The 25,779-nt window shown below is 51.9% G+C and carries 22 protein-coding genes; 3 read left to right on the forward strand and 19 right to left on the reverse strand.

Annotated features, from left to right (window positions below; genetic code table 11):
• Positions 1–402: 402 nt before the first annotated feature.
• From glnA to thrS, 15 genes are all read right to left on the reverse strand, one after another.
• The gene (glnA, locus tag HQN87_RS22745; protein WP_173137975.1) at positions 403–1,827 is read right to left on the reverse strand and encodes a type I glutamate--ammonia ligase; all 1,425 of its coding nucleotides are present in this window, start codon (positions 1,825–1,827) and stop codon (positions 403–405) included.
• Complete coding sequence (locus HQN87_RS22750) at positions 1,817–2,095, reverse strand: hypothetical protein (RefSeq protein ID WP_173137977.1); 279 nt, start codon at positions 2,093–2,095, stop codon at positions 1,817–1,819. Before HQN87_RS22750 ends, glnA begins: the two co-directional genes overlap by 11 nt.
• A gap of 14 nt (positions 2,096–2,109) precedes the next feature.
• The gene (gene aroF / locus HQN87_RS22755) at positions 2,110–3,156 is read right to left on the reverse strand and encodes a 3-deoxy-7-phosphoheptulonate synthase (protein ID WP_173137979.1); all 1,047 of its coding nucleotides are present in this window, start codon (positions 3,154–3,156) and stop codon (positions 2,110–2,112) included.
• 288 nt (positions 3,157–3,444) lie between these two features.
• On the reverse strand, positions 3,445–4,401 hold the full coding sequence (locus tag HQN87_RS22760) for a 4-hydroxy-3-methylbut-2-enyl diphosphate reductase (RefSeq protein ID WP_173137980.1): 957 nt from the start codon (positions 4,399–4,401) through the stop codon (positions 3,445–3,447).
• Between the two features lie 58 nt (positions 4,402–4,459).
• Positions 4,460–5,908: a sensor histidine kinase gene (locus HQN87_RS22765; protein ID WP_173137981.1), complete on the reverse strand. Its 1,449-nt coding sequence runs from the start codon at positions 5,906–5,908 to the stop codon at positions 4,460–4,462.
• 1 nt (position 5,909) lies between these two features.
• Positions 5,910–6,596: a response regulator transcription factor gene (locus tag HQN87_RS22770; RefSeq protein WP_173137982.1), complete on the reverse strand. Its 687-nt coding sequence runs from the start codon at positions 6,594–6,596 to the stop codon at positions 5,910–5,912.
• Between the two features lie 129 nt (positions 6,597–6,725).
• Positions 6,726–8,393 (reverse strand): S1C family serine protease, encoded by a 1,668-nt coding sequence (locus HQN87_RS22775; protein WP_173137983.1) that lies wholly within the window; start codon positions 8,391–8,393, stop codon positions 6,726–6,728.
• Positions 8,394–8,653: 260 nt separating this feature from the next.
• The gene (locus tag HQN87_RS22780; RefSeq protein WP_173137984.1) at positions 8,654–9,865 is read right to left on the reverse strand and encodes an MFS transporter; all 1,212 of its coding nucleotides are present in this window, start codon (positions 9,863–9,865) and stop codon (positions 8,654–8,656) included.
• Positions 9,866–10,025: 160 nt separating this feature from the next.
• On the reverse strand, positions 10,026–11,021 hold the full coding sequence (locus HQN87_RS22785) for an ROK family protein (protein WP_173138209.1): 996 nt from the start codon (positions 11,019–11,021) through the stop codon (positions 10,026–10,028).
• Positions 11,002–11,676: a response regulator gene (locus HQN87_RS22790; protein WP_173137985.1), complete on the reverse strand. Its 675-nt coding sequence runs from the start codon at positions 11,674–11,676 to the stop codon at positions 11,002–11,004. Before HQN87_RS22790 ends, HQN87_RS22785 begins: the two co-directional genes overlap by 20 nt.
• Before the next feature lie 49 nt (positions 11,677–11,725).
• On the reverse strand, positions 11,726–12,793 hold the full coding sequence (locus HQN87_RS22795) for a HAMP domain-containing sensor histidine kinase (RefSeq protein ID WP_173137986.1): 1,068 nt from the start codon (positions 12,791–12,793) through the stop codon (positions 11,726–11,728).
• Complete coding sequence (gene liaF, locus HQN87_RS22800; RefSeq protein WP_173137987.1) at positions 12,794–13,873, reverse strand: cell wall-active antibiotics response protein LiaF; 1,080 nt, start codon at positions 13,871–13,873, stop codon at positions 12,794–12,796.
• Positions 13,874–14,114: 241 nt separating this feature from the next.
• Entirely contained in the window at positions 14,115–14,261 is a 147-nt protein-coding gene (locus HQN87_RS22805) for a hypothetical protein (protein ID WP_173137915.1), read from the reverse strand.
• A gap of 129 nt (positions 14,262–14,390) precedes the next feature.
• The gene (locus tag HQN87_RS22810; protein WP_173137989.1) at positions 14,391–15,116 is read right to left on the reverse strand and encodes a 3D domain-containing protein; all 726 of its coding nucleotides are present in this window, start codon (positions 15,114–15,116) and stop codon (positions 14,391–14,393) included.
• An 83-nt stretch (positions 15,117–15,199) separates the two neighbouring features.
• Entirely contained in the window at positions 15,200–17,137 is a 1,938-nt protein-coding gene (thrS, locus tag HQN87_RS22815) for a threonine--tRNA ligase (protein ID WP_173137991.1), read from the reverse strand.
• A 139-nt stretch (positions 17,138–17,276) separates the two neighbouring features.
• On the opposite strand from thrS, the gene HQN87_RS32810 reads away from it, so the two are divergent.
• A complete protein-coding gene (locus HQN87_RS32810) occupies positions 17,277–17,402 on the forward strand; it encodes a hypothetical protein (RefSeq protein ID WP_281424971.1) in 126 nt (41 codons plus the stop codon).
• A gap of 186 nt (positions 17,403–17,588) precedes the next feature.
• Here the strand turns inward: HQN87_RS32810 and HQN87_RS22820 are convergent, their stop codons facing one another.
• From HQN87_RS22820 to HQN87_RS22830, 3 genes are all read right to left on the reverse strand, one after another.
• Complete coding sequence (locus HQN87_RS22820; RefSeq protein ID WP_036722388.1) at positions 17,589–17,762, reverse strand: type II toxin-antitoxin system antitoxin; 174 nt, start codon at positions 17,760–17,762, stop codon at positions 17,589–17,591.
• A 13-nt stretch (positions 17,763–17,775) separates the two neighbouring features.
• A complete protein-coding gene (locus tag HQN87_RS22825) occupies positions 17,776–18,618 on the reverse strand; it encodes an SPFH domain-containing protein (protein WP_173137993.1) in 843 nt (280 codons plus the stop codon).
• 126 nt (positions 18,619–18,744) lie between these two features.
• On the reverse strand, positions 18,745–23,208 hold the full coding sequence (locus HQN87_RS22830) for a bifunctional 2',3'-cyclic-nucleotide 2'-phosphodiesterase/3'-nucleotidase (RefSeq protein ID WP_173137995.1): 4,464 nt from the start codon (positions 23,206–23,208) through the stop codon (positions 18,745–18,747).
• Positions 23,209–23,418: 210 nt separating this feature from the next.
• Here HQN87_RS22830 and HQN87_RS22835 point away from each other — a divergent pair, with 210 nt between their 5' ends.
• Positions 23,419–23,745, forward strand: a complete 327-nt coding sequence (locus HQN87_RS22835) for a hypothetical protein (RefSeq protein WP_173137997.1) — start codon at positions 23,419–23,421, stop codon at positions 23,743–23,745.
• 33 nt (positions 23,746–23,778) lie between these two features.
• Positions 23,779–24,480 (forward strand): HAD family hydrolase, encoded by a 702-nt coding sequence (locus HQN87_RS22840; protein ID WP_173137999.1) that lies wholly within the window; start codon positions 23,779–23,781, stop codon positions 24,478–24,480.
• 103 nt (positions 24,481–24,583) lie between these two features.
• Here the strand turns inward: HQN87_RS22840 and mqnC are convergent, their stop codons facing one another.
• The gene (gene mqnC, locus HQN87_RS22845; protein WP_173138001.1) at positions 24,584–25,720 is read right to left on the reverse strand and encodes a cyclic dehypoxanthinyl futalosine synthase; all 1,137 of its coding nucleotides are present in this window, start codon (positions 25,718–25,720) and stop codon (positions 24,584–24,586) included.
• Positions 25,721–25,779: the final 59 nt, after the last annotated feature.

The following is a 25,779-nucleotide window of genomic DNA, read 5'->3' on the forward strand; positions in this document are numbered from 1 at the left end:
AAATCAACGAAACTAACCTTTAATATTGCTGCCTATGGTTTGCATTTTGATTCTGAAGCTACTCTCTGTTTGTGCTCTTTAATGCTGTCTCTGCTGTTTGTAACCTATAATGTTGTAAAAAAGGAAATTCTAAATCCCGGCCTACGGATGTCCGGGAGAATTCTTGCCGGAATTGCAACATCTGCCCCGCTCTGCGGCTTACTAGGTGCTGAAATCCTGCGTTTTGTGCAACATTTCCTGATTACAGCCTGTTCGGCGAAGGAAATGTTGTAATTTGGGCAGGATTCTATGATCCGCAGCATCCGCTTCAGCGAGGTAAGGCGTAATATTCGCAAAAAAGTCCCCGGAATCAAAGATTCCAGGGACTTCTTCTTCATCTAACTCTATTCACAATAAGTTCTCTTATACATCGAAGTACAGGGAGTATTCATGCGGATGAACGCGAATCGCAACGGCTTGAGCTTCGGAACGCTTCAGGGCGATATAGTTATCAATGAAGTCCTTAGTGAATACGCCGCCTTCTGTAAGGAACTCGTAGTCCGCTTCCAGAGCATCAAGCGCTTCGTCCAGGGTGCCTGGTACGCTGCGGATCTTCTCTTTGTCTGCATCAGACAATTCGTAGATGTTCTTGTCCAGCGGACCGTAACCCATTTCTTCAGGGTTGATCTTCTTCTTGATTCCGTCAAGACCTGCCATCAGCATGGCGGAGAAGGCCAGGTAAGGGTTAGCTGTGGAGTCCGGTGTACGGAACTCGATGCGGCAGCCCTTAGGAGTTACAGCAGCTACCGGGATACGTACAGCAGCGGAACGGTTACCTTTGGAATAGACCAGGTTGACCGGAGCTTCATAGCCGGGAACCAGACGTTTGAATGAGTTGGTGCTTGGATTGGTCAGCGCGATCAATGCAGGAGCATGATACAGGATACCGCCGATGTAATGCAGGGCCATTTCACTGAGGTTGGCATACGCGCCTTTTTCGTAGAACAAAGGAGAATCGCCGTTGAAAATGGATTGGTGAACGTGCATTCCGCTGCCGTTATCGCCGAACAGCGGTTTTGGCATGAAGGTTGCTACCTTGCCGTATTGGCGTGCAGTGTTCTGCACAATGTATTTGTAAGTGAGGAGATTATCAGCTGTCTTCTTCAGGGTATCGAAACGGAAGTTGATTTCCGCCTGGCCCGCTGTTGCCACTTCATGGTGATGGCGTTCAATTTCAAGGCCCGCTTCACCAAGCAGACGGCACATTTCGCTGCGGATATCCTGCTGGGAATCCACTGGAGCTACAGGCACGTATCCGCCTTTGACGCCAACTTTGAAGGCCATGTTGCCGCCTTCTTCCTTGCGGGATGTGTTCCATGCCGCTTCTTCAGAATCCACGAAGAAGGAGGAAGTGTTCATGCCGCTCTCGTAACGGACATCGTCGAAGATGAAGAACTCAGACTCAGGTGCGAAGAATGCCGCTGTACCTACACCGCTGGATTGCAGGAATTCTTCTGCCTTCACTGCGATACCGCGCGGGTCGCGCTCATAACGTTCGCCATCAGGCGTGAAAATATCGCACATAATGTTAAGCGTCGGATGAGCTGTAAAAGGATCAATGTATGTTGTGCTTGGATCAGGCATCATTACCATATCCGATTCTTCGATCCCCCGGAAACCTGTAATGGAAGAACCATCAAAGGCTACACCATTCTCAAATGTTTCTTCTTCAACTGCGGATGCTGGCAATGAGATATGATGGGCACGTCCACCCAGATCTACAAAACGGAAATCCACCCACTCGATATTGTTTTCCTTGATCGTCTGCAACACTTTTTCAACCGACATGCTTAATTCCTCCCCAAGTTCCGAACATTAGCCCGCTCTTCGTATCAAATGTTCTTGTTTTTATTTTTTTGCTGTCGTCATTATAAATCGCATACCTAACATCGTCAATGCTTATGTCAGGTATTTCTTGCGAACATGTAAGATATTCTAACGCTTTGGTGAAAAAACCTATTTTTCCCTTATTCCATGTCACCTTTGTCCGGTATTCAACAAAAACAACCCTCTTCCTGCGCCCAGCCGGGCGGGAAGAGAGCTGTTCATAAGCCATTGGCACACTCAAAATCACACGACTGGAGCAGCCTCCAGGGACGGGGAGAACCTGCGTCCAACCAGCGGCGCCAGCTTCTCAAGATCTCGCAGCAGGCTGTCGAATTGCTCAGGGAACAGAGATTGCACCCCGTCACCGGTCATCGAATTATCAGGATCGGTATGCATTTCGATAATCAGACCATTGGCGCCTGCCGCAACCGAAGCCTTGGCCATAGGGGCCACCAATTCACGGCGTCCGGTACCATGGCTTGGATCGGAGATCACCGGCAGATGGCTGAGGTTCTGCAGCACAGGGATCGCAGACAGATCCAGCGTGTTGCGTGTGTAGGTCTCGAAGGTACGGATTCCGCGCTCACATAACATCACATCGCGGTTGCCCCCGGCGAGAATGTATTCCGCCGCATTCAGCAGCTCATCGTAAGTCGCACTGAATCCGCGCTTCAGCAGCACAGGACGGCCGCAGGTTCCCAGCTTGCGCAGCAGGTCGAAGTTCTGCATGTTGCGTGTACCTACCTGCAGAATATCCGCATGCTCGGCACAGATATCCACATACTCCGGTGTCATAACCTCAGTAATCGTCAGCAGTCCGTGGCGTTTGCCGGCTTCGGCCATCATCGTAAGTCCTTCCACACCAACCCCCTGGAAGCTGTAAGGTCCGGTACGCGGCTTGAAGGCACCTCCGCGCAGCACCTGACCGCCGGAAGCTTTGACAAGCCGGGCAATCTCATCAATCTGCTCCGGAGATTCCACGGCGCACGGACCACCCATAATGACCAGATTCTCTCCGCCGATCTTCACTCCCCGGATGTCGATAACCGTATCCTCCGGATGGAAGTCACGGCTGGCGAGCTTGTAGGACTTGGTAATCTTCACAACATTCTCTACGCCCTTCATCTGGCGCAGATGCTCGGCAAGCTTCGGAGTGACGCCCCCGACCAGTCCGATTACCGTGTGATCAGCCCCTACGGAGAGGTGAACCTGCAAGCCTTCCTTTTCAATAACGGCAATAATTTCATTCACCTGTTCTTGAGGTGTTTGGTTGGATGTAATAACGATCATATTATAGCTCCCCTTTTGGATGGATATTCTTATCAACGGTATCGGTCAATTCAATGTCCGACACTATCTCGCTACGACGCGTGTACGCTTTTAAGCACTAAAGTGATTTTACCGCATGTTTCCGTTTCAGTCAACCGTTATTCCCCGGCTTCCGCAGGATTTAGGCGAATTCCCTCTAAATGATCTCCCTGAAACATATAAATTCTCATATTTTCAAAAAAAGCAGTACAGCCCCCTAAGGCTGCACTGCCGTCTAATTACCCTATGAGTTCATTGTTTCCTGACCTGTCACTTGGTGCTTGCAGTCTTATTCTTCACCGGCGGCAGGAGCTTCGCCATATTGACCGTACGTTTGATCTCCCAGGTCTCAGGATTCGCTTCGTCATACTGCTCCAGATAGTTAATAACCTCTTTGGTAATCGGAGTCGGCGTGGAAGCGCCGGAGGTTACGCCCACCTTGCTAATTCCCTTCAGCCACTCTGTATTCAGCTCGGATACGTCTGAGATGCGGTGAGCAGGAACGCCGGCAATCTCCTCCGACACCTGTGCCAGGCGATTGGAGTTATTGCTGCGCGGATCGCCGACAACAATGACCAGCTCACACTGGCCCGCCTGCTCAGCCACTGCCTCCTGGCGGACCTGTGTCGCCATACAGATCTCATTATGAACCTCGGCTCCGGGGAAGGTCTCCAGCAGCTTGCGCATAATATGCTTAATATCCCACTGGCTCATGGTGGTCTGGTTCGTAATGACAATACGTGAAGGAGGAATCCTCAGGCTGGCAATATCCTCCTCCTTCTCAATCAGATGGACATGCTCAGGAGCAATGCCCACCGCGCCCTCCGGCTCGGGATGGCCTTTCTTGCCGATATAAATAATCTCACAGCCCTCATCAACCTTCTCCTTGATGAGGTCATGCGTCTTCGTCACATCCGGACAGGTGGCATCCACCGTAGTCAGCCCTTTGGCGCGTGCCATCTTGCGTACCTCGGGAGATACGCCGTGCGCCGTGAAAATAACGGTACCCTTGTCCACTTTATCTAGAATATCCAGACGGTTATGCCCGTCCAGCGTAATAATTCCGTCGTCCTCGAAGGAGTTCGTGACATGGCTGTTGTGCACAATCATACCCAGTATATAAATCGGCCGGGGCAGGTCAAGATTCTGCGCAGCCTGCCGTGCCATTACCATAGCATCGACTACGCCATAGCAATAACCCCGGGGAGAGATTTTGATGACTTCCATGAATTCACCGCTTTCTGCTGTCAATGACTGCTGTAATAGGAATCCTTATAATTATACCCTATTCCAGCGGCGGGGCAAAGAGAAGCGGCAGCCAGATCACAAAGGTTGTCCCTTCCCCCTGACGGGTGACCACCTCGACAGAGCCCACATGCTCCTCAATAATCCACTTGGCAATGGACAGTCCAAGCCCGATGCCTTCAGTGATGCCTCTCGACTCATCTGCACGGTAGAAGCGGTCGAAGATATGCGGCACCTCATCTTTATCCATCCCGATTCCTGTATCGGCAATGCGGATGCCCACCTGATTCTGATACAAGACCGCGTCCAGCGTAACCTGACCCGCAGATGTGTATTTGAACGCATTATCAATGAAAATAAACATCATCTGCTGCAGATAATCCTTGTTGCCGAGAATATATTTGCCGTTCAAATGCCCCAGCTCCCCTACAGACCACTCTGCCTCACGCGGCAGGAAGGACGCCCGGCGGGCCACTTCGGTCATCATCGGCTCCAGTGCTACCGGCTCAATCTCGAAGGTCCGGCCGGTATCCGCCCGGGCCAGGGACAGCATATCCGCCACCAGACGGCTCATGCGCTTCGATTCATCAGCGATATCCTTCACGGATTCTATGGAGAGCTGGCGGATTTCCGCCTCGGTCATCCGGCTGTCATCCGGCTCCATCTCCCATATTTTCTCCAGCAGATCAATATTTCCGCGGATCGTTGTAAGCGGTGTCCGCAGCTCATGCGAAGCATCCGAGACGAAGCGGCGCTGTGTAGCGTAAGCCTCCTCCAGTCCCGTATAGAAGCCCTCCATCCGCCCAAGCATACTGTTGACCGTCTCGATCAGCCGCCCGATTTCATCCTCCGGCCCGTCGTATTCGATCCGTGAGCTGAGGTCTGTTCCCGTCTGTATCCCGTTGGCAGCCTCAATCACCTTGCCGATGGGACTCATCGCCTTGCGGGCCAGGAATAAGCCGAAGGTGAAGGCGGCAAACAAGGTAGCCAGGGAACCGGCAAGCAGAATATTCTTCAGCCGGTTGAGCAGCGTGACTTGTTCGCCCGTATATACGGCAACCTGAAGCACAGCAGGCATACTGGTGTTGTTGATGTTAATATCAAGAGCCGTCTGATAGATCAGAAAAGGATTGCCGCCATAGCTGGCTTGCAGGTATCCCTCCTGGCTCTGAAGATCCTCCTTGGCAGGGATCTTGAATTGCAGACTGATCTCCGTCATGTTCGGACTGGGGATCAGCCTGTCCAGATCATAAATATACATTTGAGCAAACAGGCTCTGACCCGCCGGACCGCCAAGCACCGGCTGCAGGGTGCCGTCAACGTTCAGACCCGGCTTGAGCTCCACCTGATGGGACTGGCTCAGGAGCCGGTTCTTCAGATCACCGTACGTATTGATATAGACAAAGCCGTAGATCACGCCCGACAAGACCAGCAGCATGACGGCAAGAATCCCTGAATACCAGGCAGTGAGCCGCAATCGTATGGACATATTAGTCACCTCTTAGGATGTAGCCGGCTCCCCGGATCGTCTGAATCAGTCTTTTGCCGCCATGCTCCTCCGTCTTCTGGCGCAGCATGGCAATATACACCTCAAGCACATTCGATTCCCCGCTATAGTCATAACCCCAGATCTTGTCCATGATCAGATCGCGGGACAGCACCCGCTTCGGATTCTGCATGAACAAATGCAGCAGCTCAAATTCCTTCGCGGTCAGCTCCAGACGGCGGCCTGCACGGGTTACTTCCCGCGAATCCACATCCAGCGTAATATCCTCATAGGAGACCGCCTGATCAGCGCTTCCGCCCTGCTCGCTTTTGCGCCGGAGCAGCGCCCGCACCCGGGCCAGCAGCTCCTCCAGGGCAAACGGCTTCACCAGGTAGTCATCCGCGCCGAGGTCCAGCCCCTTCACCCGGTGTTCAATTTCGTCCTTGGCGGTCAGCATTAGCACGGGAACACTGCTGCCGCCTTCACGCAGACGGCGGCACACCTCGAATCCGTCCACCTGCGGCATCATAACATCCAGGATGACTACATCGGGATCACTGTTCAGTACAGCGCGCAGGCCATCGGCCCCGTTGGCCGCTGTTTTGACATCATAGCCTTCAAAGGCCAGCCCACGGCGCAGCATGGAGATTATTTTCTCATCATCATCAATAATTAGTATATTCGGTCGCATCCGGCAGCCCCCATTGTCTCATTCATATATCTCTATTGTATCAGATGCATCCGTCTCTCCGCACCCGCACTCAGGCAGCAAAAGCGGAAGGGTTGCCCCTTCCGCTGTGCCGCTCACCGTCCGGTATGCTTATTGCTTCTGATTCTGCGCAGTGTCGAAATCATTTTTGTTGCCGATGGTTACCGGAAGCTCCAGCTTCTTGCCGTCACGAACCACATTCAGGGTCACCTGATCGCCTACTTTAAGTGTCTGAATATAAGTGATCAGATCCTGGCTGGTCGCATAGTTCTTGCCGTTCATCCCTGTAATGATATCGTAAGGGCGCAGATCTGCTGTATACGCCGGTGATTTGAAGACAATCTCAGCCACTACGGAGCCTTCTTTAAGGTCTGTACCCATTTGCTTGGATAGTTCATCGGTAATCGTCATTAGAGTAGCACCAATGAAAGGCACCGGCTCCTTAGGTATTTCCTGATTGGCTTCAAGCTTATCCACAACGCCTTTAATGGTATTTACCGGAATGGCAAAGCCGATACCCTGGGCATCCCTGCTAACAGCAACATTCATGCCGATAACCTGGCCGTTCAGATTAAGCAAGGGTCCGCCTGAGTTCCCCGGATTGATTGAAGCGTCGGTCTGCAGCAGATTCTTGTAGGTGACTGTACCGCTGCCGTCTTCTGCGGCGATGTCAATGCTGCGGCCTTTTGCACTAAGTACCCCTGCTGTAACTGTATGGTCAAAGCCCTGCGGGTTACCAATCGCCACTACCTCTGAGCCGACTTTAATACCGTCGGAATCACCCAGGGCCACATGAGGGAAATCCGATCCTTCAATCTTGAGTACAGCCAAGTCCAAATCCTTGCTTGAGCCCAGCAGCTTCGCTCCGTAAGGCTTGGTGTTGCCGTCCACTGTAACCTGAATCACATCGGCATTATCCACCACATGCTGGTTGGTAAGAATGTATCCGTCAGCATTATAGATGAAGCCTGTGCCGACTCCATAAGGAGTGAGCTGTGAGGAATCCGAATTATTCGATTCCGGCTGAGATTGTGAGTTCGAGCCGGAAGAGCCTCCTCCGCCGAACTGGTCACCGAAGAAGAACTGGGAGAACGGATCACTCATATTCGGATTGCTGCTTCTGTTTCTGGAGTTGCTTGATTTCACAAGCGTCTCAATTTTAACCACTGCAGGTCCTACTCCGTCTACAACGCTGGATACATCTCCCGACCCGGTCACCAGAGCGGCAGTGGAGGTAGAAGGTGTAATGTTAGGATTGCCGTTCGCAGTCTTGGCTGTCGTATTACTTACGATGCTAGATGCCGCCTGATCTCCTGTGAACCAGTTGCCCCGGTCAGCCATGAACATGGAACCGGACAAGACAACCATTCCGGCGAGAAAAGAAATCAATACCGCTTTGACCGGCTTCTTCGGCTTGCGGTTGTACTGCCAGCTGTTGTTCCCCTCCGGAGAATTACCGCCGCGTCCGCCGTTCCCGTCATTGCCTGTGGTGTGAAGCGAGGTGTTATAAGGCAGTGACTTCACCGGCTGTGGCGGTGTAACCTCCACCCGCTCCGGTTCACGGCGGTTATAGTGCTGCGGATCATTGCTGTTCATGTCGTCGTTGTTCAAGGATTTGAAAGGTCCGTAAGAATAGTAGTAAGAGCCGCCTTCTGTAGAGGAATCAGTGCTGTTGTTAGGATTGTTGTTATTATTCACGGTACTGCTATCATTAGTGCCCCACTCACGATCCGGTCCCGGTTCATGATCACGATTGAAGTTGTTTTTGTTATCGTCCATGTTTGCTTTCCTCCCGCGCCTTGCCGTGTCAGGCAAAGTGTTATTTGTTTTCTTGTTCTTATTGTGTACTTTAAACCTTAAGGTCACATTAAAAACAATTTAAGCGGAGATAAAAGATACACGGACGATTGCGATTTCATTGCTCGAACAGGTCCTCTATGGAGCGGATCGGCTGCACCTCCATCGGCTCATGGAATGCTGCCAGATGAGCATAGGCTGCCAGCCAGATCATTGCACATATCAGGATATAAGCCATCGTTTTATTCCCTCCCTAACGCGGATCGGCCCAGAAGCCGGTTCACTGTCTCCGCACTCCAGAACATCAACAGCAGAAGAGCTAGTGCAGTAAAGGGGAACACGCCTATGCCGGTGCGCACAGACAGAAGCCCGAACAACGGCGGAATTACTGTGGTTCCCGTATACGCTACAGCCATTTGATACCCGATTAAGCGGGCGGAGTTCTCCCTGCCGAACCGGGCGGGCGTTTCATGCAGGAGTCCCGGATAAATAGGAGCAAGGCCTAAGCCAATCAATATCAGGCCTGCAAGGGACAGGCTTGGATGGAGCGGCAATAAGAGAACCACACCGCCGGTTATAGTCAGCAGCTGGCCGTAACGGATAAGCAGGCGGTTAGGAACCTTCAAGGTTATGAAGCCGGTGGTTAACCGGCCTACTGTAATCCCGGCGTAGTACAAGGAAATCCAGACCGCCGCCTTCTCAGGCGCAACCCCTCTGGAGCCAACCAGATAGCTGGCACCCCACAGTCCAACCATCGCTTCGATGCCGCAATATAACAGGAACGTCAGAAGAGTGGGCCGCACTCCCCGCAGCCGGATGGTGTTCGCCTGCGGCCTGATTGCCGGCGTTGCTTCTGCAGGGGCACTGTCGGTAAGCGCTGCGGAAGGCAGCGGCTCCCGCGTGGCAGCTACCTTCTTCCACAGAGGCAGAGTCACTAACAGAATGATGGCGAACAGGAACTGAATAGCCGCTACCACCGCATAACCGCCTCTCCAGGACTCGGGGCTTGCCAGTTGAACCGCCATAATCATCGGCCCCAGGGTAGCTCCCACCCCCCAGAAGCAGTGCAGCCAGCTCATGTGGTGGGCCTTATAGTATGCGGCCACATAATGATTCAGCGCTGCATCCACTGCACCTGCCCCAAGGCCAAGCGGAATAGCCATCACTATGAACCACAGCACGGAGGGCGATACGGAGAAGCCGAACAATGAGGCTGCCGTAAGAAGACAACTGACAAAAGTAATCCGCCCTGTCCCCAGACGCTCCACCATGAGGTTACTGAACAGGCTGGACACAATGGTCCCTCCCGCAATAATCATCGAGATGATTCCTGCCGATCCAAGCGACGAGCCCATCTCCGGCCAGATCACAGGCCATGCAGAGCCAAGCAGAGAATCGGGTAGTCCCAGACTGATAAACGCCAGATAGATAATGATCAAAAACCATGTAGTCAAAAATAATCCCCCTAAGCAATACTTAATATATATACTTTATAAAGTAATTATACTAAGTATGTAACGCCTTCATCTCCTTGTCAAGGAATCTATTCATATCTCTATAAAACAACAAAAAACCCTGTGATTACCAAGGGTTTCCGTTGTTAAAATGATCATGCTAGGCTGAACCCGGCTCCAGCTCTTTCAGGGTCAGCCTGCGCAGACCGCTCTCAAAATCCTCTTGAAAGGTATGCTCCGATACAACCTCCGGATAGATGGGCATAGGGTACCGAAGCTGATAGGCTTGCCAGGCGGACATCCAGACTTCATCCTCCACTCTGTCCTGATAGATCACAATTCTGTCCGGGGCCAGAACCGCATTCACTGTTTGAATGATTCTGCAAATGGCCTGAGTGAATTTCCCTTCGGTCATCTCCAGGCTCCAATCCGGCATATCAGGCAGGAACTTCACCTCTCCGGACATGCCCTGATTCCCTCTTAGAAGAGTCCCGTTCAGGTAGATCCCCATACCAGGCGGGTACCCGTTCGGAAAGTAGAGACCCAGCAAATATTGTTGCTCACCTTCCCTATGCTTCAGGCAATACCCGCTGACCGCTGCATTCACATCATTCTCCACCAGGATCGGGAGTCCGTACAGCGACTCAATCTCTTCAATCAGCCGCGAGCCCGTCAGCTCCCGCAGACTGCTGACTTTAATTTCACCGTTTACCGCCTGCCCCGGAATGCCTATGCCGATCACCTTGATCGAAGGATACTGGCCCAGAGCATGTTCAATTATTTTATAGAAAAAGTCTCTTTCAAAGACCGGGATGATATGCTCATCCTTCATCTGAATATCGTCCTTCAGGTTTACAACGGTAGCAGAAACCAGTACCTGGCCCTCTTTTTCTGTCAGGTACATCACCAGCGCAAGGCTAAAGTTATAATTATAGCGGTAAGTCTGCGCAGGTCTGCCTCCGTTGGATGGCACCACCAGGTCTTCAAACAGCTCCCCTAACTCGGACAGTTCCTTGACTAAGGAGTTGATGGTTACGACACTCAGCTTGGTCCGTGAGGCTAACTGTGGTTTGGTAGCGGTCTCCATACGTTTCATCACTTGACGCACATGGTTCAAGTTAATTTCCTTCATTAAGTTAGCGTTCGCTATTGAGATGGCCTCCTTGCGCCCAACCCTTACGGTGGGCATAGATTGCAAGCTGGGTGCGGTCATCCAGCTCGCATTTCATCAGCAGGTTGCTGACATGGGTTTTGACGGTCTTGATACTGATATGCAGCTCCTCGCCGATATCCTTATTGGTCTTGCCTTCAGCGATCAGCAGCAGCACTTCCTTCTCCCGTTCGGTCAGGCCGGAGGAATCGCCCTGCACGGTACGCTGGCGGATACCGCGGGTCAGCGCCTGTGAGACATCCCCGGTCATTACCGGCATGCCGCGATAGGCGCCTTGCAATGCGTAGATGAGCTCTTCTGCCGAGACGGTCTTGAGTACATAGCTGACCGCCCCCGCCTCAATCGCATCGACAACCAGATCATCCTCCAGGAAGCTGGTCAGGATGACAATTTTGAGCCCGGGGAATTCAGCCAGCACAGCGCGGGTCGTCTCGGCCCCGTTCATGACCGGCATCATCAGATCCATCAGTACCAGATCCGGCAGCGCTTCATGTCCCAGTTCACGCAGCATCCTCAGCGCTTCATGCCCATTGGCCGCTTCCCCGATCACTTCAAACATCGGTTCCAGCATCAGATACGTTTTGAGGCCCATCCGCACCATATCGTGATCATCTACTAGCAGTACTTTAACGAGACTCATTCTGTTTCCCCCTAAAATGGTATACGCTTAATGCTTCCTGAAGACGTCCTTACGCTTCTTCGGAATCGGCTTCCATCTCGGCACCGGCTGCCTCCGCGTGGCCTTGGACGAACTTCGGAATATGTACGCGGATCGTCGTTCCCGCTCCCCTGCGGCTGATAATCTCGACTTGGCCGCCGAGCTTCTCGGCACGCTCACGCATCGTCGTGAGACCGTAGGAGCCTTGCTTATGCTGCACATGCTCGAAGCCCTGCCCGTCATCGCTGATGCTCAGCACGACCTGCCGCGTGACCTCTCGCAGCGACAGGCTGACTACGCGCGCACCGGCGTGCTTCACGATATTCGCCATCGACTCCTGAATAATCAGGAACAGCTGATGCTCAATCGCTTCGGACAGCTCTCCCTGCAGTTCAAGCTCTTTCACCCCTTTGAGCCCATTCTGGCGGCAGTAATCCGGGAACCACTTCTCCAGTGCCTCGAACAGTGTGCGCCCTTCCAGCTCCACCGGACGAAGTTGTGCGATCAGCGCCCTCATCTGTTTCTGCGCCATCTGGGACATACTGATCAGCTGATCCATGACCGTCTGCCCGTGCTCGGCACTGCGTTCAAGCACTTTAGGCAGCGAAGAAGCGGACATGTGAATAGCGAATAACTGCTGGCTCACCGTATCATGCAGATCCCGGGCCATACGCCTCCGCTCTTCCAGTACCGCGCTCTCCGCCGCCTTTTCCTTCTCAATGACTTCCTGTTCCCCGAGCTGCTGGAGCCGCTTCATCTTCTTCTCCACCGTATCCATCATAATGTTGAATTCATGATAGACCTGGGCAAAAGACTGGTCTTCGCTCACCGGCATCCGCACGGACATATTCCCCTTGGCTACCTGCAGCATATTCAGATCCAGATGATCAATCCGTCTCTGAATCCGCTGCCCGGCGATATAGCCGATAATTACCGTGAACAGCACGATGCCCAGACACAGGTAGATCCACATTCTCGTGTCCACTACCTGGATGTAGCCCAGGCATGTCCCGGCATACATCAGTCCGGCCGTCACCCCGCCGCTAAGCAGGAAATACACCAGCAGCATCCATTTGGTGTTACTGAAGATCATCCCCATCTAACCCACCGTTTTGACTTTAATGTCACCGATGACGCAGCTCACATTGATGCGCACTTTTTTGCCGGCTTCCTTGTAATAAGGGGACTTGCACTGCACATTGCTCATGAACCCGCTGCGCGACTGCTCCAGCACCTGCATATCCCCGATGAACGAGCTGCCGGTAACCGCAACGCCCAGATCCATATCCTCTGGAATATAAATCTTAATATCGCCGACAAAGGCCGAGACATTAATCTTCGTTTCGCCGTAAGGAATCTGTGCATTGGTCAGGTCCAGCACTGTATCTCCGATGAACTGCGAGATGTTGGTCCGCTTCAATTGAAAATGCTCACGGCCCATATGCACATCGCCGATAAAAGCCGAACGGTTCGTTGCATCCTTATCATGTCCGGAATTCTGAAACTCCTCATGCCATTCGCCATGGCGGCGGGCATGCCGTTCCTGACGCTCCTGGCGTCTGCGCTCATGGCGCTCCTGCTTCTCCTGCCAGCGGGCATCTGCCGAGGAGGAGTGCTGGCTGCCTTGCGCGTCTTCAGCACCCTTATGCAGATAATCATCCCAGTTCCGGTCAACGCTGCCTGCCGGCTTGCCGAATTTCTGCTCGAACTGCTGGTCGAGTGTAGATTCCAGCGGTCCCGGCGGCTGCACATCCAGCGGACCCTTGCCCGGTCCGGGCGGATAGTAATCCGGTGGTGAAGGCGGTGCTGGTGGAATCGGCGGAGTGTTGCGCCGCGGCTTGAAGATGACGGCCAGGCCGCCGCCGATCAGCATAAACGGGATCAGCATTTTGAAGAAATCGCCTGCGGAGTAGTAGAACCAGTCCAGATTCCGTCCCAGGAAGAACAGCCCGATGGCCAGAAAGAAGAAACCGCCCAATGTTGCAGAGAATCTCGAATGCTCCTCATCCGGAGACAAAAACCGCTTCAGCCCCATCAGGATTAGAATAACCGGCCAATAGGTGGAGATCAGTGAGCCCAGGCTAAAATCAGTGTAACCCATCTGCCGGAGCAGGAATAATCCCCCCAGACCGATGAGAATCAGTCCTCCAAGAACCTGGCTGGTGAACCTTCGTTTCATAATGTCGTGCCCCCTTGTCGTTAGTACGTATCTTCCATGTGGCGCTTATAGCCTTAGTCTACAGGAAGAATGCAGCAGAGAACAGCGGCGCGAGTAGGAAACCGTCCTCGGTCTCCAGACTGAGGCACTTGGGATTATATGTTAACCGTCTTGTTCTCATTAAAAAAACTGCCCTTCCAGCCCGTAATCCGGACATGAAAGGACAGTCTTGTTACCTCATAGGCTTACCGGAATCCCAGCATTACTGCTGCGGTTTCTGCATCGGCTTGGCAGAGGTATTGCTGCTTTGCTTAGTAGCACCGTCATTTTCAACAGCGAACTCTGCATTGTATTTTTCATTAGGTGTTTTGAAGTTTTCTTGCACCTTTGGTTTCTTGGAATTGGCCACGGAAATCACCTCCCTTATTTCTCGAAGGAGCAAGTGTTTTGCCCCAGTCGATATTATGGGAAGCGGCAGGCTGTATTATGCATACTCACGTGAAAATAAATTCATACTCCGGGTACCGGCGCATCGTTCCTAAATGGCTTCTTCCAGCAAATACTGCGGAACCGCTTTATAGGTCTGGATCGCATGGCCAAGACTCTTCAGCATACTCTCGGTACATTTTCCGTTGCCGCGCTTGATGAGCTGAACCACAACCGTCTTCTTGCCCCATTCCTTGTAGACCTGCTTGGTGGTGCGGAAGTAGAGGTCGATCTTCTGTCCCTTAATCGCTGATCCGGTATCGGCCACAATCGCATATCCGTAACCCGGTATATATAAAATACTTCCCAATGGCAAAACTCTCGGATCTGCGGCAATCGTGGATACGGCATTCTTATCCCGGCGTACCTTAACTCCAGAATACGTAATTCCATATTCAGGATGCTTCGCAGTCTTACCTGTAGACTCATACCCGGCTGTATACCCGGTCGCTGTGACTTTCAGTGAAGTGATAATCTGCTCCGGTGCCGGTGCGGCTACCGGTTCAGATGCCGGAGACTTGACCGCTGTCTTAGGCTTAGGAGCTGGCTGAACGGATCTGGAAGATCCACCCAGACGGGATGCTGCACCTGCTTGCTGAGACTGAACCCGTGAATGCTGTGGCTTGCTGCTGCTGCCAAGTTGTCCTGCAGTGTCTTCCATCCCTCTCGCCTGAGCCGACTTATGCGAGTAATCCGGGTAGATCCCGGCTGCGGTCAGCAGAAGAACGATGGTGACGAAAAGACACCAAAACCTCTGGTATAAGCCCATTTTGTTCATTAGTTAAACCCTCCCCATATAACGAGGGTTTCCCTTTTCACAAAATTCTATACATGCTTATAACAGAGGCTGATTGGGATCATCTAGATTACGCGTTCCGCGACTTCCTGTGCCAGCGAGTCAATGGCTTCCTGCAGCGGCCGGGCACCGATATCACCTTCGCCGCGTTTGCGGATGGATACGCTGCCTGCGTTCATCTCGTTCTCGCCGACAACGAACATGTATGGAAGCTTCTCCAGCTGTGCTTCACGGATCTTGTAGCCCATCTTCTCATTGCGCAGATCCACTTCCGCCCGGATTCCGCTCCGCAGCAGCTTAGCTTCCACTTCCTTGGCATATTCGTCAAAGGCTGACGATACCGGAATAATCTTCACTTGCTGCGGGGACAGCCAGAGCGGCAGTGATCCGGCAAAGTTCTCCAGCAGGAACGCTACGAAGCGTTCCATGGTTCCCAGAATCCCGCGGTGAAGGACAACCGGGCGGTGCTTTTGTCCGTCGTCGCCGACATATTCCAGCTCAAAGCGCTCCGGCAGCAGGAAGTCAATCTGTACGGTCGATAATGTCTCTTCTTTGCCCAGAACCGTCTTAATCTGCACATCCAGCTTCGGACCATAGAAGGCCGCTTCGCCTTCGGCTTCATAGAACGGCAACCCGGCTTCTTCCACAACCTCACGCAGCATACGCTGTGCAGTCTCCCACATCTCATCGTTGGCATAATACTTCTCGGTATCCTTAGGATCACGATAAGAGAGGCGGAACCGGTAATCTTCAATGCCGAAGTCGCTGTAGACCTGCTTGATCAGTTCCAGCACGCGGATGAACTCGCCTTTGATCTGGTCCAGACGGCAGAAGATATGCGAGTCATTCAGCGTCATGGAGCGGACGCGGTGAAGACCTGTCAAGGCACCGGACATTTCATAGCGGTGCTGAATTCCAAGCTCGGCAATACGGATCGGCAGATCGCGGTAGCTGTGCATCGAGCTCTTGTAGATCATCATATGATGCGGGCAGTTCATTGGCCGAAGCACGAACTCCTCATTATCAATCGTCATCTTGGGGAACATGTCTTCCTGATAGTGCTCCCAGTGTCCCGAAGTTTTGTACAGCTCTACGTTACCGAGTACAGGAGTGTAGACATGCTGATACCCCAGGCTTGCTTCCAGGTCCACAATGTAACGCTCCAGAATGCTGCGCAGCTTCGCGCCCTTAGGCAGCCAGATTGGCAGGCCTTGTCCAACCAGCTGGTTGAAGGTGAAGATCTCCAGCTCTTTGCCCAGCTTCCGGTGGTCACGCTTCTTCGCTTCCTCCAGCAGGCGCAGATGCTCATCAAGCTGGGCCTTCTTGATCCAGGCTGTACCGTATACCCGCTGCAGCATCTTGTTCTTGCTGTCTCCGCGCCAGTATGCTCCCGCCACATTCATCAGCTTGAATACCTTGATCTTGGCAGTGGACGGCAAATGCGGCCCGCGGCACAGGTCGAAGAATTCGCCTTGCTCATAGATGGTGATGACACTGTCCTCAGGCAGTGCTTCAATCAGCTCCAGCTTGTAAGGATCACCCAGCTCGCCGAAGCGGTCCAGCGCTTCCTTGCGGCTGACCTCATGGCGCACAATCGGCAGATTCTCCGAGACGATACGTTCCATTTCCTTCTCAATCTTCAGCAGATCCTCAGGATTCAGCGGATGCTCCAGATCCATATCGTAATAAAAGCCGTCTTCAATCACGGGACCTACGCCCAGCTTGACTTCCTTCGTGCCGAACAGGCGTCTTACCGCCTGGGCCATCAGGTGAGCGGTACTGTGACGCATCACTTCCAGACCTTCCGGTGAATCCAGTGTTACGATTTCTACCAGATCGCCTTCCTGTAGCTGTGCGGACAGATCTACGACGATACCGTTGATTTTGCCGGCTGCGGCGTTCTTGCGCAGTCCGCTGCTGATCGAGGCGGCTACATCATCAATGCTGCTGCCGTCTGCGTATTCCCGGACCGATCCGTCCGGAAGCTTGATATTTACTGACATTGTTCTTCCTCCTACAAGTTAGTTAGCATACACACAAAAAACACCCGTCCCGCAAAGGGACGAGTGATTGCACCCGTGATTCCACCCAAATTCGATTCATCCTCGCAGAAGCTGCTGATCGTGTGACCGTTCAGCGGCAATGCAGAGTATAATCCTTCGTCAGCATGGGGTAACGGCCATGAACCGGCGGTTCTTACTATCCATGAAGAAGGTTCCGAAGGCCGGAATCCATCAGGAGTTCATAACCGCAGCTACAAAGGGGTAAACCAAAAGCCGGTACCGGAGGAAATTACAGCCTGAGGTTTCCTCTCTCTGAAACGGTCCAAAGCAATGATTCATATCTTTGTCAAAGCAGATAACGTCAATTACGGTAATTATAAATCTCCGCATATCTTCCGTCAAGTGGAAACGGGTGTACCGTCCATTGCGGAAACGGCGCACTGCCCGGGGATTATTCCTCTTCCCGGCGTTTTTTAACCGGCAAGCGGCCTGCACGCTTCAAAGACTCACGCAGCAAATATTCAATATGTCCATTTACGCTGCGAAACTCTTCTCCCGCCCAGCGTTCCAGCGCTTCGTGCAGCTCGGGATCGATCCGCAGCGGAAAGCTTTTTTTGGCCGCCATAAGATTACCACCTTTAGTATAACGAGCCGGCGTTGATTACCGGACTTGCGCCGCGCTCCGACACAATCGCCACCATCAGATTGTTGATCATCGCCGCCTTGCGTTCTTCGTCCAGTTCAACCACACCGCTCTCTTTGAGTTGACGGATCGCCAGATCCACCATGCTGACCGCACCTTCTACAATGATCTGCCGGGCCGACAGAATGGCGGAAGCCTGCTGGCGCTGCAGCATCGTGCTGGCAATCTCAGTGGAATAAGCGAGATGGGTCAGCCGGGCCTCAATAACCTCTACGCCGGATAAGGACAGCCGCTCCTGTAGCTCAACCGCCAGTTCTTTGGCAATTTCATCCGCATTGGCCCGCAGGGACATGCCGGACTCATTGAAGTTATCGTACGGGTACTTGCTGGCTACATGACGCAGCGCTGTCTCACTCTGAATCTCCACGAATGCCATATATTTATCCACATCGAACAGCGCTTTGGCCGAATTAATGACCTTGAACACGATGACCGCAGCAATCTCAATCGGGTTCCCTTCCACATCATTGACCTTCAGCTTCACGCTGTTGAAGTTGCGGACCCGCAGCGATACGGTCTTGCGGATGCTGAATGGAATGACTGCGAACAGGCCGCTGGCTGCAATGGTACCCACATATTGACCGAAAAAGGTCACTACCACCGACTTATTCGGCTGAACCACGGTAATGCTGGTACATAGAACTCCCGCCGCAACAAACAGCAGCACAGACAATGCCACATATTCCTGAACCGCAACGTAAATCCCGCCTCCGATGCAAATAGCAATCAGAGCGATAACCCAGAAGCCGCTGACCGGACGCAATAGTTTCTCCTTCATAATGACGCCTCCATACGATATGTATTTGATATGATAATGATATCACTTTTGGATATAGATGTAAAGAAAAAAGCCCGTGCAGCATACGCACGGGCCTTGGCAAATATATAAACTCAGCAGCTTCTATTATGAAGCTTGGTTCTCCAGCATACGGAAGATCATTACGGCAGCCTGAGCGCGGTTCGCAATACTCTTCGGTGCGAATCTCTGGGCATCCATGCCGTTGATGATCCCGGCCTTGGTCAGTGCAGCCACCGCCTGCTGGGCGTAAGGCGCAATCTTGGCCTTATCGGTAAACTTGTTCAGCGTGGCAGTGTCAACCTGCTGAAGCTGATCCTTGAGGGCATTCGCGATCATAATCGCCATTTCCTCACGGGTGATCTCACGGCCCGGCTCGAACCGGCCGTTGCCGGAGCCTTGCACGAGACCTGCATTCACCGCCGCAGCGATCGTATCAGAGTACCAGGCTCCCTGTTTCACGTCGCTGAATTTCGCAGTTGCTGCATTGTTGCTTAAGTTAAGCGAACGAACTAGCATGGTTACAAATTCCGCACGGGTCACACTCTTTCCCGGAGCGAAGGTTGTGCTGTCCATACCTTTGATAATTCCTTTGGCCGCCAGCGCATTGATGGCATCCACAGCCCAAGCGACTTTGCTTAAGTCCTTGAATGCTACAGCTGGTGCTGCCGGACTTGGGGTAGGTGCTGCCGTTGCAGCCGGTGCCGGAGTTGCTGATGCGGCCGGACTTGGCGTGGCCGAAGGCGATGCCGTTGGTTTAGGTGCCGCTGTTGCAACCGGTCCAGGGTTAGACCCTGGGTTCGGATTAGGATTAGAGCTGGGACTAGGGCTGGCACTCGGGTTCGGAATAACCGTTCCAGGGTCTTTGTCAACATTGATAATCCGGCCTTCAATAGCAGCCGTAATGGCGCCGCCTTTGAAAGTATCGACGATGTAATCATAGAATACATCCAGGTCGATCGGACCGGCCAGCGAGGCGCTTGCCTGTGTCAAGACCTTGTAATTGTCACCGCCTGCAGCCATGAAGTTATTGACTACGGCTGTATAGCTCTTGGTCATTTCAATGGGTGTTCCATCGCTTTTGGTCAGGTTAGCCACGCGTTCTGCAACCGGCAGATACATGTTGGCTGTATATTTCAGACCTGATATTTGCAGGGTCTTCGTGTCTGCTGTTCCGTCCGCCTTCACCGCCCATTGCTGCTGCAGCAGTGTCTTGATCTGCTGGCCGGTCAGCGTCAGCTTCACCAGCGTATTGCCGAACGGCTGGATTTTGGCCAGATCCCCGAAGGCTACATTGCCTTTCGGAAGATCGGCACGGATACCGCCCGGATTCATGAAGGCAAAATCAGCAGGACCTGCAGCGCCGTCTTTGAAATCAGCCTGACGCATGGCGTCCGCAATCAGATTGCCCAGCGGAGCTTCCTTCAGATATACATCTGTACGGGTCACTGTGCCGTCTGTTGTCCCTACGGGCTTACTCAGCTCGGGGTGCTTGTCCAGGTAATGCTGGACCAGTGCCGCAGTCTCGGCATCCGGTGTAACGTTCTCCTGGAACGTAGTGATTACAGCAGCCGATTTACTCTTGACTTTTCCTGTATCAGGATCAATCGCCAGGCGGATGTCTTCGTAGGCAGTGCCGTAAGAATACGCCTGAACCACCAGCTTGCCGTTCACCATATCATTGGCATAGGCGTGATTGTCGCCCGCCACGATCACATCCACCGGGGAATTAGCCGGAAGAGCATTCGCCAGATCTACCGCTTCACCGGTAGAGACATTTTTCTTGGTTGTCGCGTCTATCTTGGTTGTTGCCGGGTCATGCGCCAGGACGATAATTGTATTAACGCCCTTCCCCTTCAGTTCAGCAGCATATTTCTCTATAGCGGCCACTTCCTCCCCGGCACTCAGGAATTTCACACCGGCTGTACCGGCTGGCGATACCTTGCTTGGGGTTGCTTTGGTGACGACTCCGATAAATCCGATTTTGACGCCGCCGATTTCTTTGACCGTGTAGGGCTTGATCAGCGGCTCGCCGCTCTTGGCATCCACCGCATTGGCATTGATATAATCGAAATTCAGCGGTGCATGAGTAATGAGCGGATTAACCGGGTCCACCCCGCCGAAGATCTGAGCCTTCATCGCGGCAACGCCCTGATCAAATTCATGATTACCCAGTGTCCCTACATCGAACTTCATCATGTTCATCCACTCCAGTGTCGGCTTATCGCGCTCCATAGAGGATACTGGGGCAGAAGCTCCGACGGAGTCCCCGTTGTTGAACAGCAGGGTGTGGTCGTATTGCGCACGCGCTTTTTTCAGATAGGTAGCAAGAATTGCAGCAGTTCCTACCGGCTTACTCTCTGTACCCACAGTGACATAAGAGGTAGTATCCAATTGACCGTGAAGGTCATTGATTCCGAGCAGGTGGACTTTGATGTCCCCGCTAAGATCCAGGTTGTAGACTTCAAAACCCTTGATGTCCTGTATTCCGGTATCGGTAATATTATCATTCTTCGGAAGGACATTCTTCGCCTTAGGCGAGGAAGTGAAGGTTACCTTCACATCTCCTTCGATTGGAGCAATGGACCAGTTGTTGTCTGCCGGATGGTTGACCGTTCCAGCTTCCTTGATGTAATCCATCAGCACCTGACGGTTCTCTTCAATTGTATCCAGAACCATGGTCACGCCGGAAGCCCCTGCTTTGATGCCCGGGAAATTCCCGCCGCCGCTTGCCCGGTAATTATTGGTAACGACAAGGAATTCCTGTTCCAGATTAAGCGGCTTATCGTCGTAGGTGATTGAGGTAACCCGGCTGGAAGCAGGATCATTCACCGTGCCGTCCACGTTGTACTTGGCGTTCTTGGTGACATCAATCTTGTACTTAATTCCATCAATAACATCGAAGTTAAACACAGAGAATTTGGAGTTAAGCAAGGCTTGCGGCTCCGAAATGGCGGGATCAATGCGGTTATACGCACCTGCGCTCATCTCAAGCCATTCTTTGACCGCAGCACCCTTGACCTTAATCACCTTCAGCGTGTTGTCGTATAGATACAGGTCGCTCGCACTGCGGATGGTCAGCGGTCCTGCTTCAATCTCAGTGTACTCGTCCGGACCATTGCGTCCTGCCTTGAACGGTGCGCCTACACTCAAAATAGGCATTCCCTGGTAAGCAGCCAGTGCCGGATCGGATTGGATCAGCTTCTCGGCATAGTTCTTCTGCGCATAGGTAACGATCTGAACCGTCGGATCATCCTGTACCAGTCCGAAGAAGCTGTTCATCGGCACATCTGTCTGTCCGAGCGGCTGGTTGACATAGTTAATCGTAGCCTGATGAGCGCCTTCGATTACTTTGTCGAGTTCAGCATCCGGCTCTACATTGGAGATGTTAACCTTATTCTCTATCCGGTAGATCGAACGGGTAGATGAGAGGGAATTCGGCTTATCGGCCATCCAGTGCCCGCTTCTATTCGGGTCCGGCACCACCGACAGGTCGATCATCCCCAAGTATCCGCCGCCGAATCCGGCTTGAACCGCGGGAACCCCGTTGATCTGGCCTTTGTCATTGTCAATGCCTGGCAGAGGAGCCTTACCGGAAGCATCCTTGAACGAAGCATCCAGCAGATCTACGCTCGCAGCAGGGAACACCTTATGGGTATGAGAGAAGGTAATGGCATCAATTCCCTCCACCTTGCTAAGTGCGTTGATGTCATTCTCGGACCCGTCGCCCAAAGCCGCTTTGGCATCATATCCCGTGTGCGCCATCGCAACGATGATATCTGCACCGGCTTCCTTCATCTCCGGAATAAATTTAGCGGCGGTGGCAGCGATATCCTTGGTGACAACCTTGCCCTCAAGGTTCAACTTGTCCCATTCCATGATCTGCGGAGTAACCAGGCCCAGGAGCCCGACCTTTACGGTATGCTCCACGTTGCTGCTGTCGAGCACTTTTTTGTCCAATATAATATATGGGGTGAAGTAGTTGACATCATTGGCCTCATTGCTGTCTTGATCATCGACATACACATTCGCATTAATAAAAGGAATATTGGTATATTCATAAGTGGCTGAAGTAGCCGAAGTAATGCTCTCAAGATAAGGAAGGCCATAGTTAAATTCATGGTTGCCGAGGGTTGCAGCATCGTATTTCATTGTATTCAGCGCAGCAATCATCGGATTGATCTGCGTAGTTCTTCCTTCGGCATCGACCTGCTTGGAAGCAAGCGTTCCGAGAGGTGTCCCCTGAATCAAATCACCGTTATCCAGTAAAAGGTTATTAATCCCTTTGGCTTCAGCCCGGGCCTGCTTCACCAGCGTTGCCGTCCGGTCGAGTCCCACGGTTACAGATCCGCTGTTCTTAAAGTAGTCCCAGCCCATCACATTGGTATGCACATCCGTAGTACTCATCAGACGCAGGTTGATGGCCCCTGACGCAACCTCTGCACTCCCGGCCGCTTCTGCCTTCTCCGCTCCAAGTACTGAACCGGCAACGACTCCGCCCAGTACCTGAGCCGTAATCACAGTGGTAGCCAATAGTGAAGCGACAGGCTTGTTCCAACGCTTTTGTCCCATAGAATCTTATACCCTCCCAGTTAATCTCTTTAAATTGACCGTCAAAGCGTAACATATTAAATACAATTCAATCTATCAGATTGGGTTAACGGGGATTGCGAGTTTTGTAAATTGTGACACGATCATTAACGTGATGTAAACTTGGAAGCGAAGGGTGAATTTGGAACTGTAGAAGCAATAGCGTTACAATTGGTAAAAGGAGGGTTAACCTTGGACGAGGAAAAGAACACCCATCAGGAGTTTTTCTGGCTTAAAGATGAGAAACGGACTCTCTCCCTGCAAAATATACGCTGGTTTGAGGAAATGCTTACGTTTGATACTTTGCGGGAAGCGGAAGAGTGGGTAATGAGCGATGCCTACAACCGGCTTGGGGGAGGCGAGTATGACGGCTATCGGACCAGTGATCCTAAGCTGGCGTTTGCCCTAGTCTATAACCTGACACGGTTGAAGACTCTGGGGGGCGCTTCCTTCAATACTATCTATGCCGATGAGGAGGTGCGGGATGGACACATTGTGTTTAGGATATGGGTTAAATAGGAAATATACAGATTAAAATTCAGGAGGATTGAGATGACTATAAATAAACCAGTTCGTGGTATATTTTTCGATCTTGGCTGGACGATTTTCCGCCCTGCAACAGGGGATTGGAGAATAACAGTGAAAGCTTTGGAATATATAAACCCACAAATCCTATGGTCTATACCACAAGATACATTTAACACTGCAATTTCAAAAGCAAATGAATACGTCAAAAATGAAATTTACAAAACTGAAGAGGAAGAGCTTGAAAGGTATATCAATTACTATAGGACCCTTGCTGAATGGTTACCTGAAATTCATATTACATACGAACAAGCTGAAATCATTGCATATGATAGAGTGTATAACGATTCTAATTATGTTTTTCTGGAAAATACAAAAAAGACAATTGAAAGTCTGAAGGAAAAGTACAAGCTTGGAGTTATTTCAGATACAGACCCATCCATCAAAAGGGTTCTTAGAAATGCCGGTATTTATGATTATTTTGATAATATGACACTTAGTTTTGAACTTGGAGAAAACAAACCAAGTCCCGGTATGTTTAGACATGCACTTGATGTTATGAATTTGCCGGCAACAGAAACAGTATTTGTTGATGATTATGAAAAGAACCTAAAGAGCGCCTCAACTCTGGGTATACAATCAGTATTAGTCCTTTCAAGACCGGATTCGCAAGAGAGCACCGAATATCTAAACATCCATAAGCTATCCGAATTATCATTGTACTTATAAAAGACAAATAACGCTTATCCATAACTAATCCTCGCCTTACGGATTAATATTAAATAAGCGTTATTGTTATCCTATTATGCCAAAAGCACCCTATAGCTAGCCTCTAGTTCTGCATCACAAAATCATTGTCGATCTTCGCATTCGCATCATCGAACACCCGCAGGATGTCGTAGCGTGTGTTGCGCTGCGCCGGGATCTTGCCTGCTTCGCGGATGAGCTGGGTAATGGACTCGATGTTGACCTTGTGGGTTGCGCCCGCCGAAGATACTACGTTCTCCTCAATCATTGTGCTGCCGAAGTCATTGCAGCCGTATTGCAGGGAGAGCTTGCCCACCTCAGGACCCATCGTTACCCAGGAGGACTGGAAGTTCTTGATATTATCCAGCACCAGACGGCTTATGGCTACAGTCTTCAGATATTCCTCCGGTGTCTGCCGGTCAAGCTTCAGGTTCGTATTATCCGGCTGGAAGGTCCAGGAGATGAACGCCAGGAACCCTTCGGAGTCATATTTGTTCGCAATACATTCATCCTGCGCTTCACGGACACGCAGCAGATGCAGCGCCCGCTCTTCCATGCTCTCGCCCAGCCCGATAACCATCGTGGCTGTCGTGTTCATGCCGATCCGGTGTGCGGTCTGCATGACATCCATCCACTCGCGCCAGGAGCCCTTGAGCCGGCTGATCTTGCGGCGTGTACGGTCGTCAAGAATCTCGGCGCCGCCGCCGGGCAGGGAATCCAGACCTGCGGCATGGATCTCACGCATCACCTGCTCCAGCGGCAGACCGGAGACCTCCACCATCTTCATAATCTCCGCCGGTGAGAAGGAGTGCATCGTAATCTCCGGGAACCGCTGCTTGATGCCGCGCAGAATATCCGTATAGTAGCTGAACGGCAGATTCGGATTCGTGCCGCCCTGCATCAGAATCTCTGTCCCGTTCACACTGATTGTCTCTGCAATCTTCTGATAGATCGTTTCATCGGGAAGCACATAGCCTTCCTCAGAACCCGGTCTGCGGTAGAAGGCGCAGAAGCGGCAGTACACATCACATACGTTCGTATAGTTAATATTGCGGCCGATGACGAAGGTAGCCAGCGGGTCCGGGTGCCAGCGCTTCATAATAATATCTGCCGCCGCCCCCATCTTCTCAATTTCATTGCTCTCGAACAACGTGATCGTGTCTTCCAATTGAAGACGTTCACCCTTAAGTGTCTTATCCAGAATAAGATCAATTGCACTCATCGTTGACGGCCTCCTCTTAATCTATGAAGTTATATAAATTTTTATCATTTTATTAACCC

The organism is Paenibacillus tritici (assembly GCF_013204885.1).
Classification (GTDB): domain Bacteria; phylum Bacillota; class Bacilli; order Paenibacillales; family Paenibacillaceae; genus Paenibacillus_AQ; species Paenibacillus_AQ tritici.

What these genes read in the sequence shown, in the direction of transcription:
- HQN87_RS22775 (WP_173137983.1), bottom strand. Translation starts at nt 8,393, where the DNA reads ATGGACGATAACAAAAACAACTTCAATCGTGATCATGAACCGGGACCG.
- thrS (WP_173137991.1), bottom strand. Translation starts at nt 17,137, where the DNA reads ATGTCAGTAAATATCAAGCTTCCGGACGGATCGGTCCGGGAATACGCA.
- glnA (WP_173137975.1), bottom strand. Translation starts at nt 1,827, where the DNA reads ATGTCGGTTGAAAAAGTGTTGCAGACGATCAAGGAAAACAATATCGAG.
- HQN87_RS22790 (WP_173137985.1), bottom strand. Translation starts at nt 11,676, where the DNA reads ATGAGTCTCGTTAAAGTACTGCTAGTAGATGATCACGATATGGTGCGG.
- HQN87_RS22840 (WP_173137999.1), top strand. Translation starts at nt 23,779, where the DNA reads ATGACTATAAATAAACCAGTTCGTGGTATATTTTTCGATCTTGGCTGG.
- HQN87_RS22760 (WP_173137980.1), bottom strand. Translation starts at nt 4,401, where the DNA reads ATGGAAGTCATCAAAATCTCTCCCCGGGGTTATTGCTATGGCGTAGTC.
- aroF (WP_173137979.1), bottom strand. Translation starts at nt 3,156, where the DNA reads ATGATCGTTATTACATCCAACCAAACACCTCAAGAACAGGTGAATGAA.
- HQN87_RS22820 (WP_036722388.1), bottom strand. Translation starts at nt 17,762, where the DNA reads ATGGCGGCCAAAAAAAGCTTTCCGCTGCGGATCGATCCCGAGCTGCAC.
- HQN87_RS22765 (WP_173137981.1), bottom strand. Translation starts at nt 5,908, where the DNA reads ATGTCCATACGATTGCGGCTCACTGCCTGGTATTCAGGGATTCTTGCC.
- HQN87_RS22770 (WP_173137982.1), bottom strand. Translation starts at nt 6,596, where the DNA reads ATGCGACCGAATATACTAATTATTGATGATGATGAGAAAATAATCTCC.
- HQN87_RS22830 (WP_173137995.1), bottom strand. Translation starts at nt 23,208, where the DNA reads ATGGGACAAAAGCGTTGGAACAAGCCTGTCGCTTCACTATTGGCTACC.
- liaF (WP_173137987.1), bottom strand. Translation starts at nt 13,873, where the DNA reads ATGAAACGAAGGTTCACCAGCCAGGTTCTTGGAGGACTGATTCTCATC.
- HQN87_RS22795 (WP_173137986.1), bottom strand. Translation starts at nt 12,793, where the DNA reads ATGGGGATGATCTTCAGTAACACCAAATGGATGCTGCTGGTGTATTTC.
- HQN87_RS22825 (WP_173137993.1), bottom strand. Translation starts at nt 18,618, where the DNA reads ATGAAGGAGAAACTATTGCGTCCGGTCAGCGGCTTCTGGGTTATCGCT.
- HQN87_RS32810 (WP_281424971.1), top strand. Translation starts at nt 17,277, where the DNA reads ATGCAGAGTATAATCCTTCGTCAGCATGGGGTAACGGCCATGAACCGG.
- mqnC (WP_173138001.1), bottom strand. Translation starts at nt 25,720, where the DNA reads ATGAGTGCAATTGATCTTATTCTGGATAAGACACTTAAGGGTGAACGT.
- HQN87_RS22750 (WP_173137977.1), bottom strand. Translation starts at nt 2,095, where the DNA reads ATGGCTTATGAACAGCTCTCTTCCCGCCCGGCTGGGCGCAGGAAGAGG.
- HQN87_RS22810 (WP_173137989.1), bottom strand. Translation starts at nt 15,116, where the DNA reads ATGAACAAAATGGGCTTATACCAGAGGTTTTGGTGTCTTTTCGTCACC.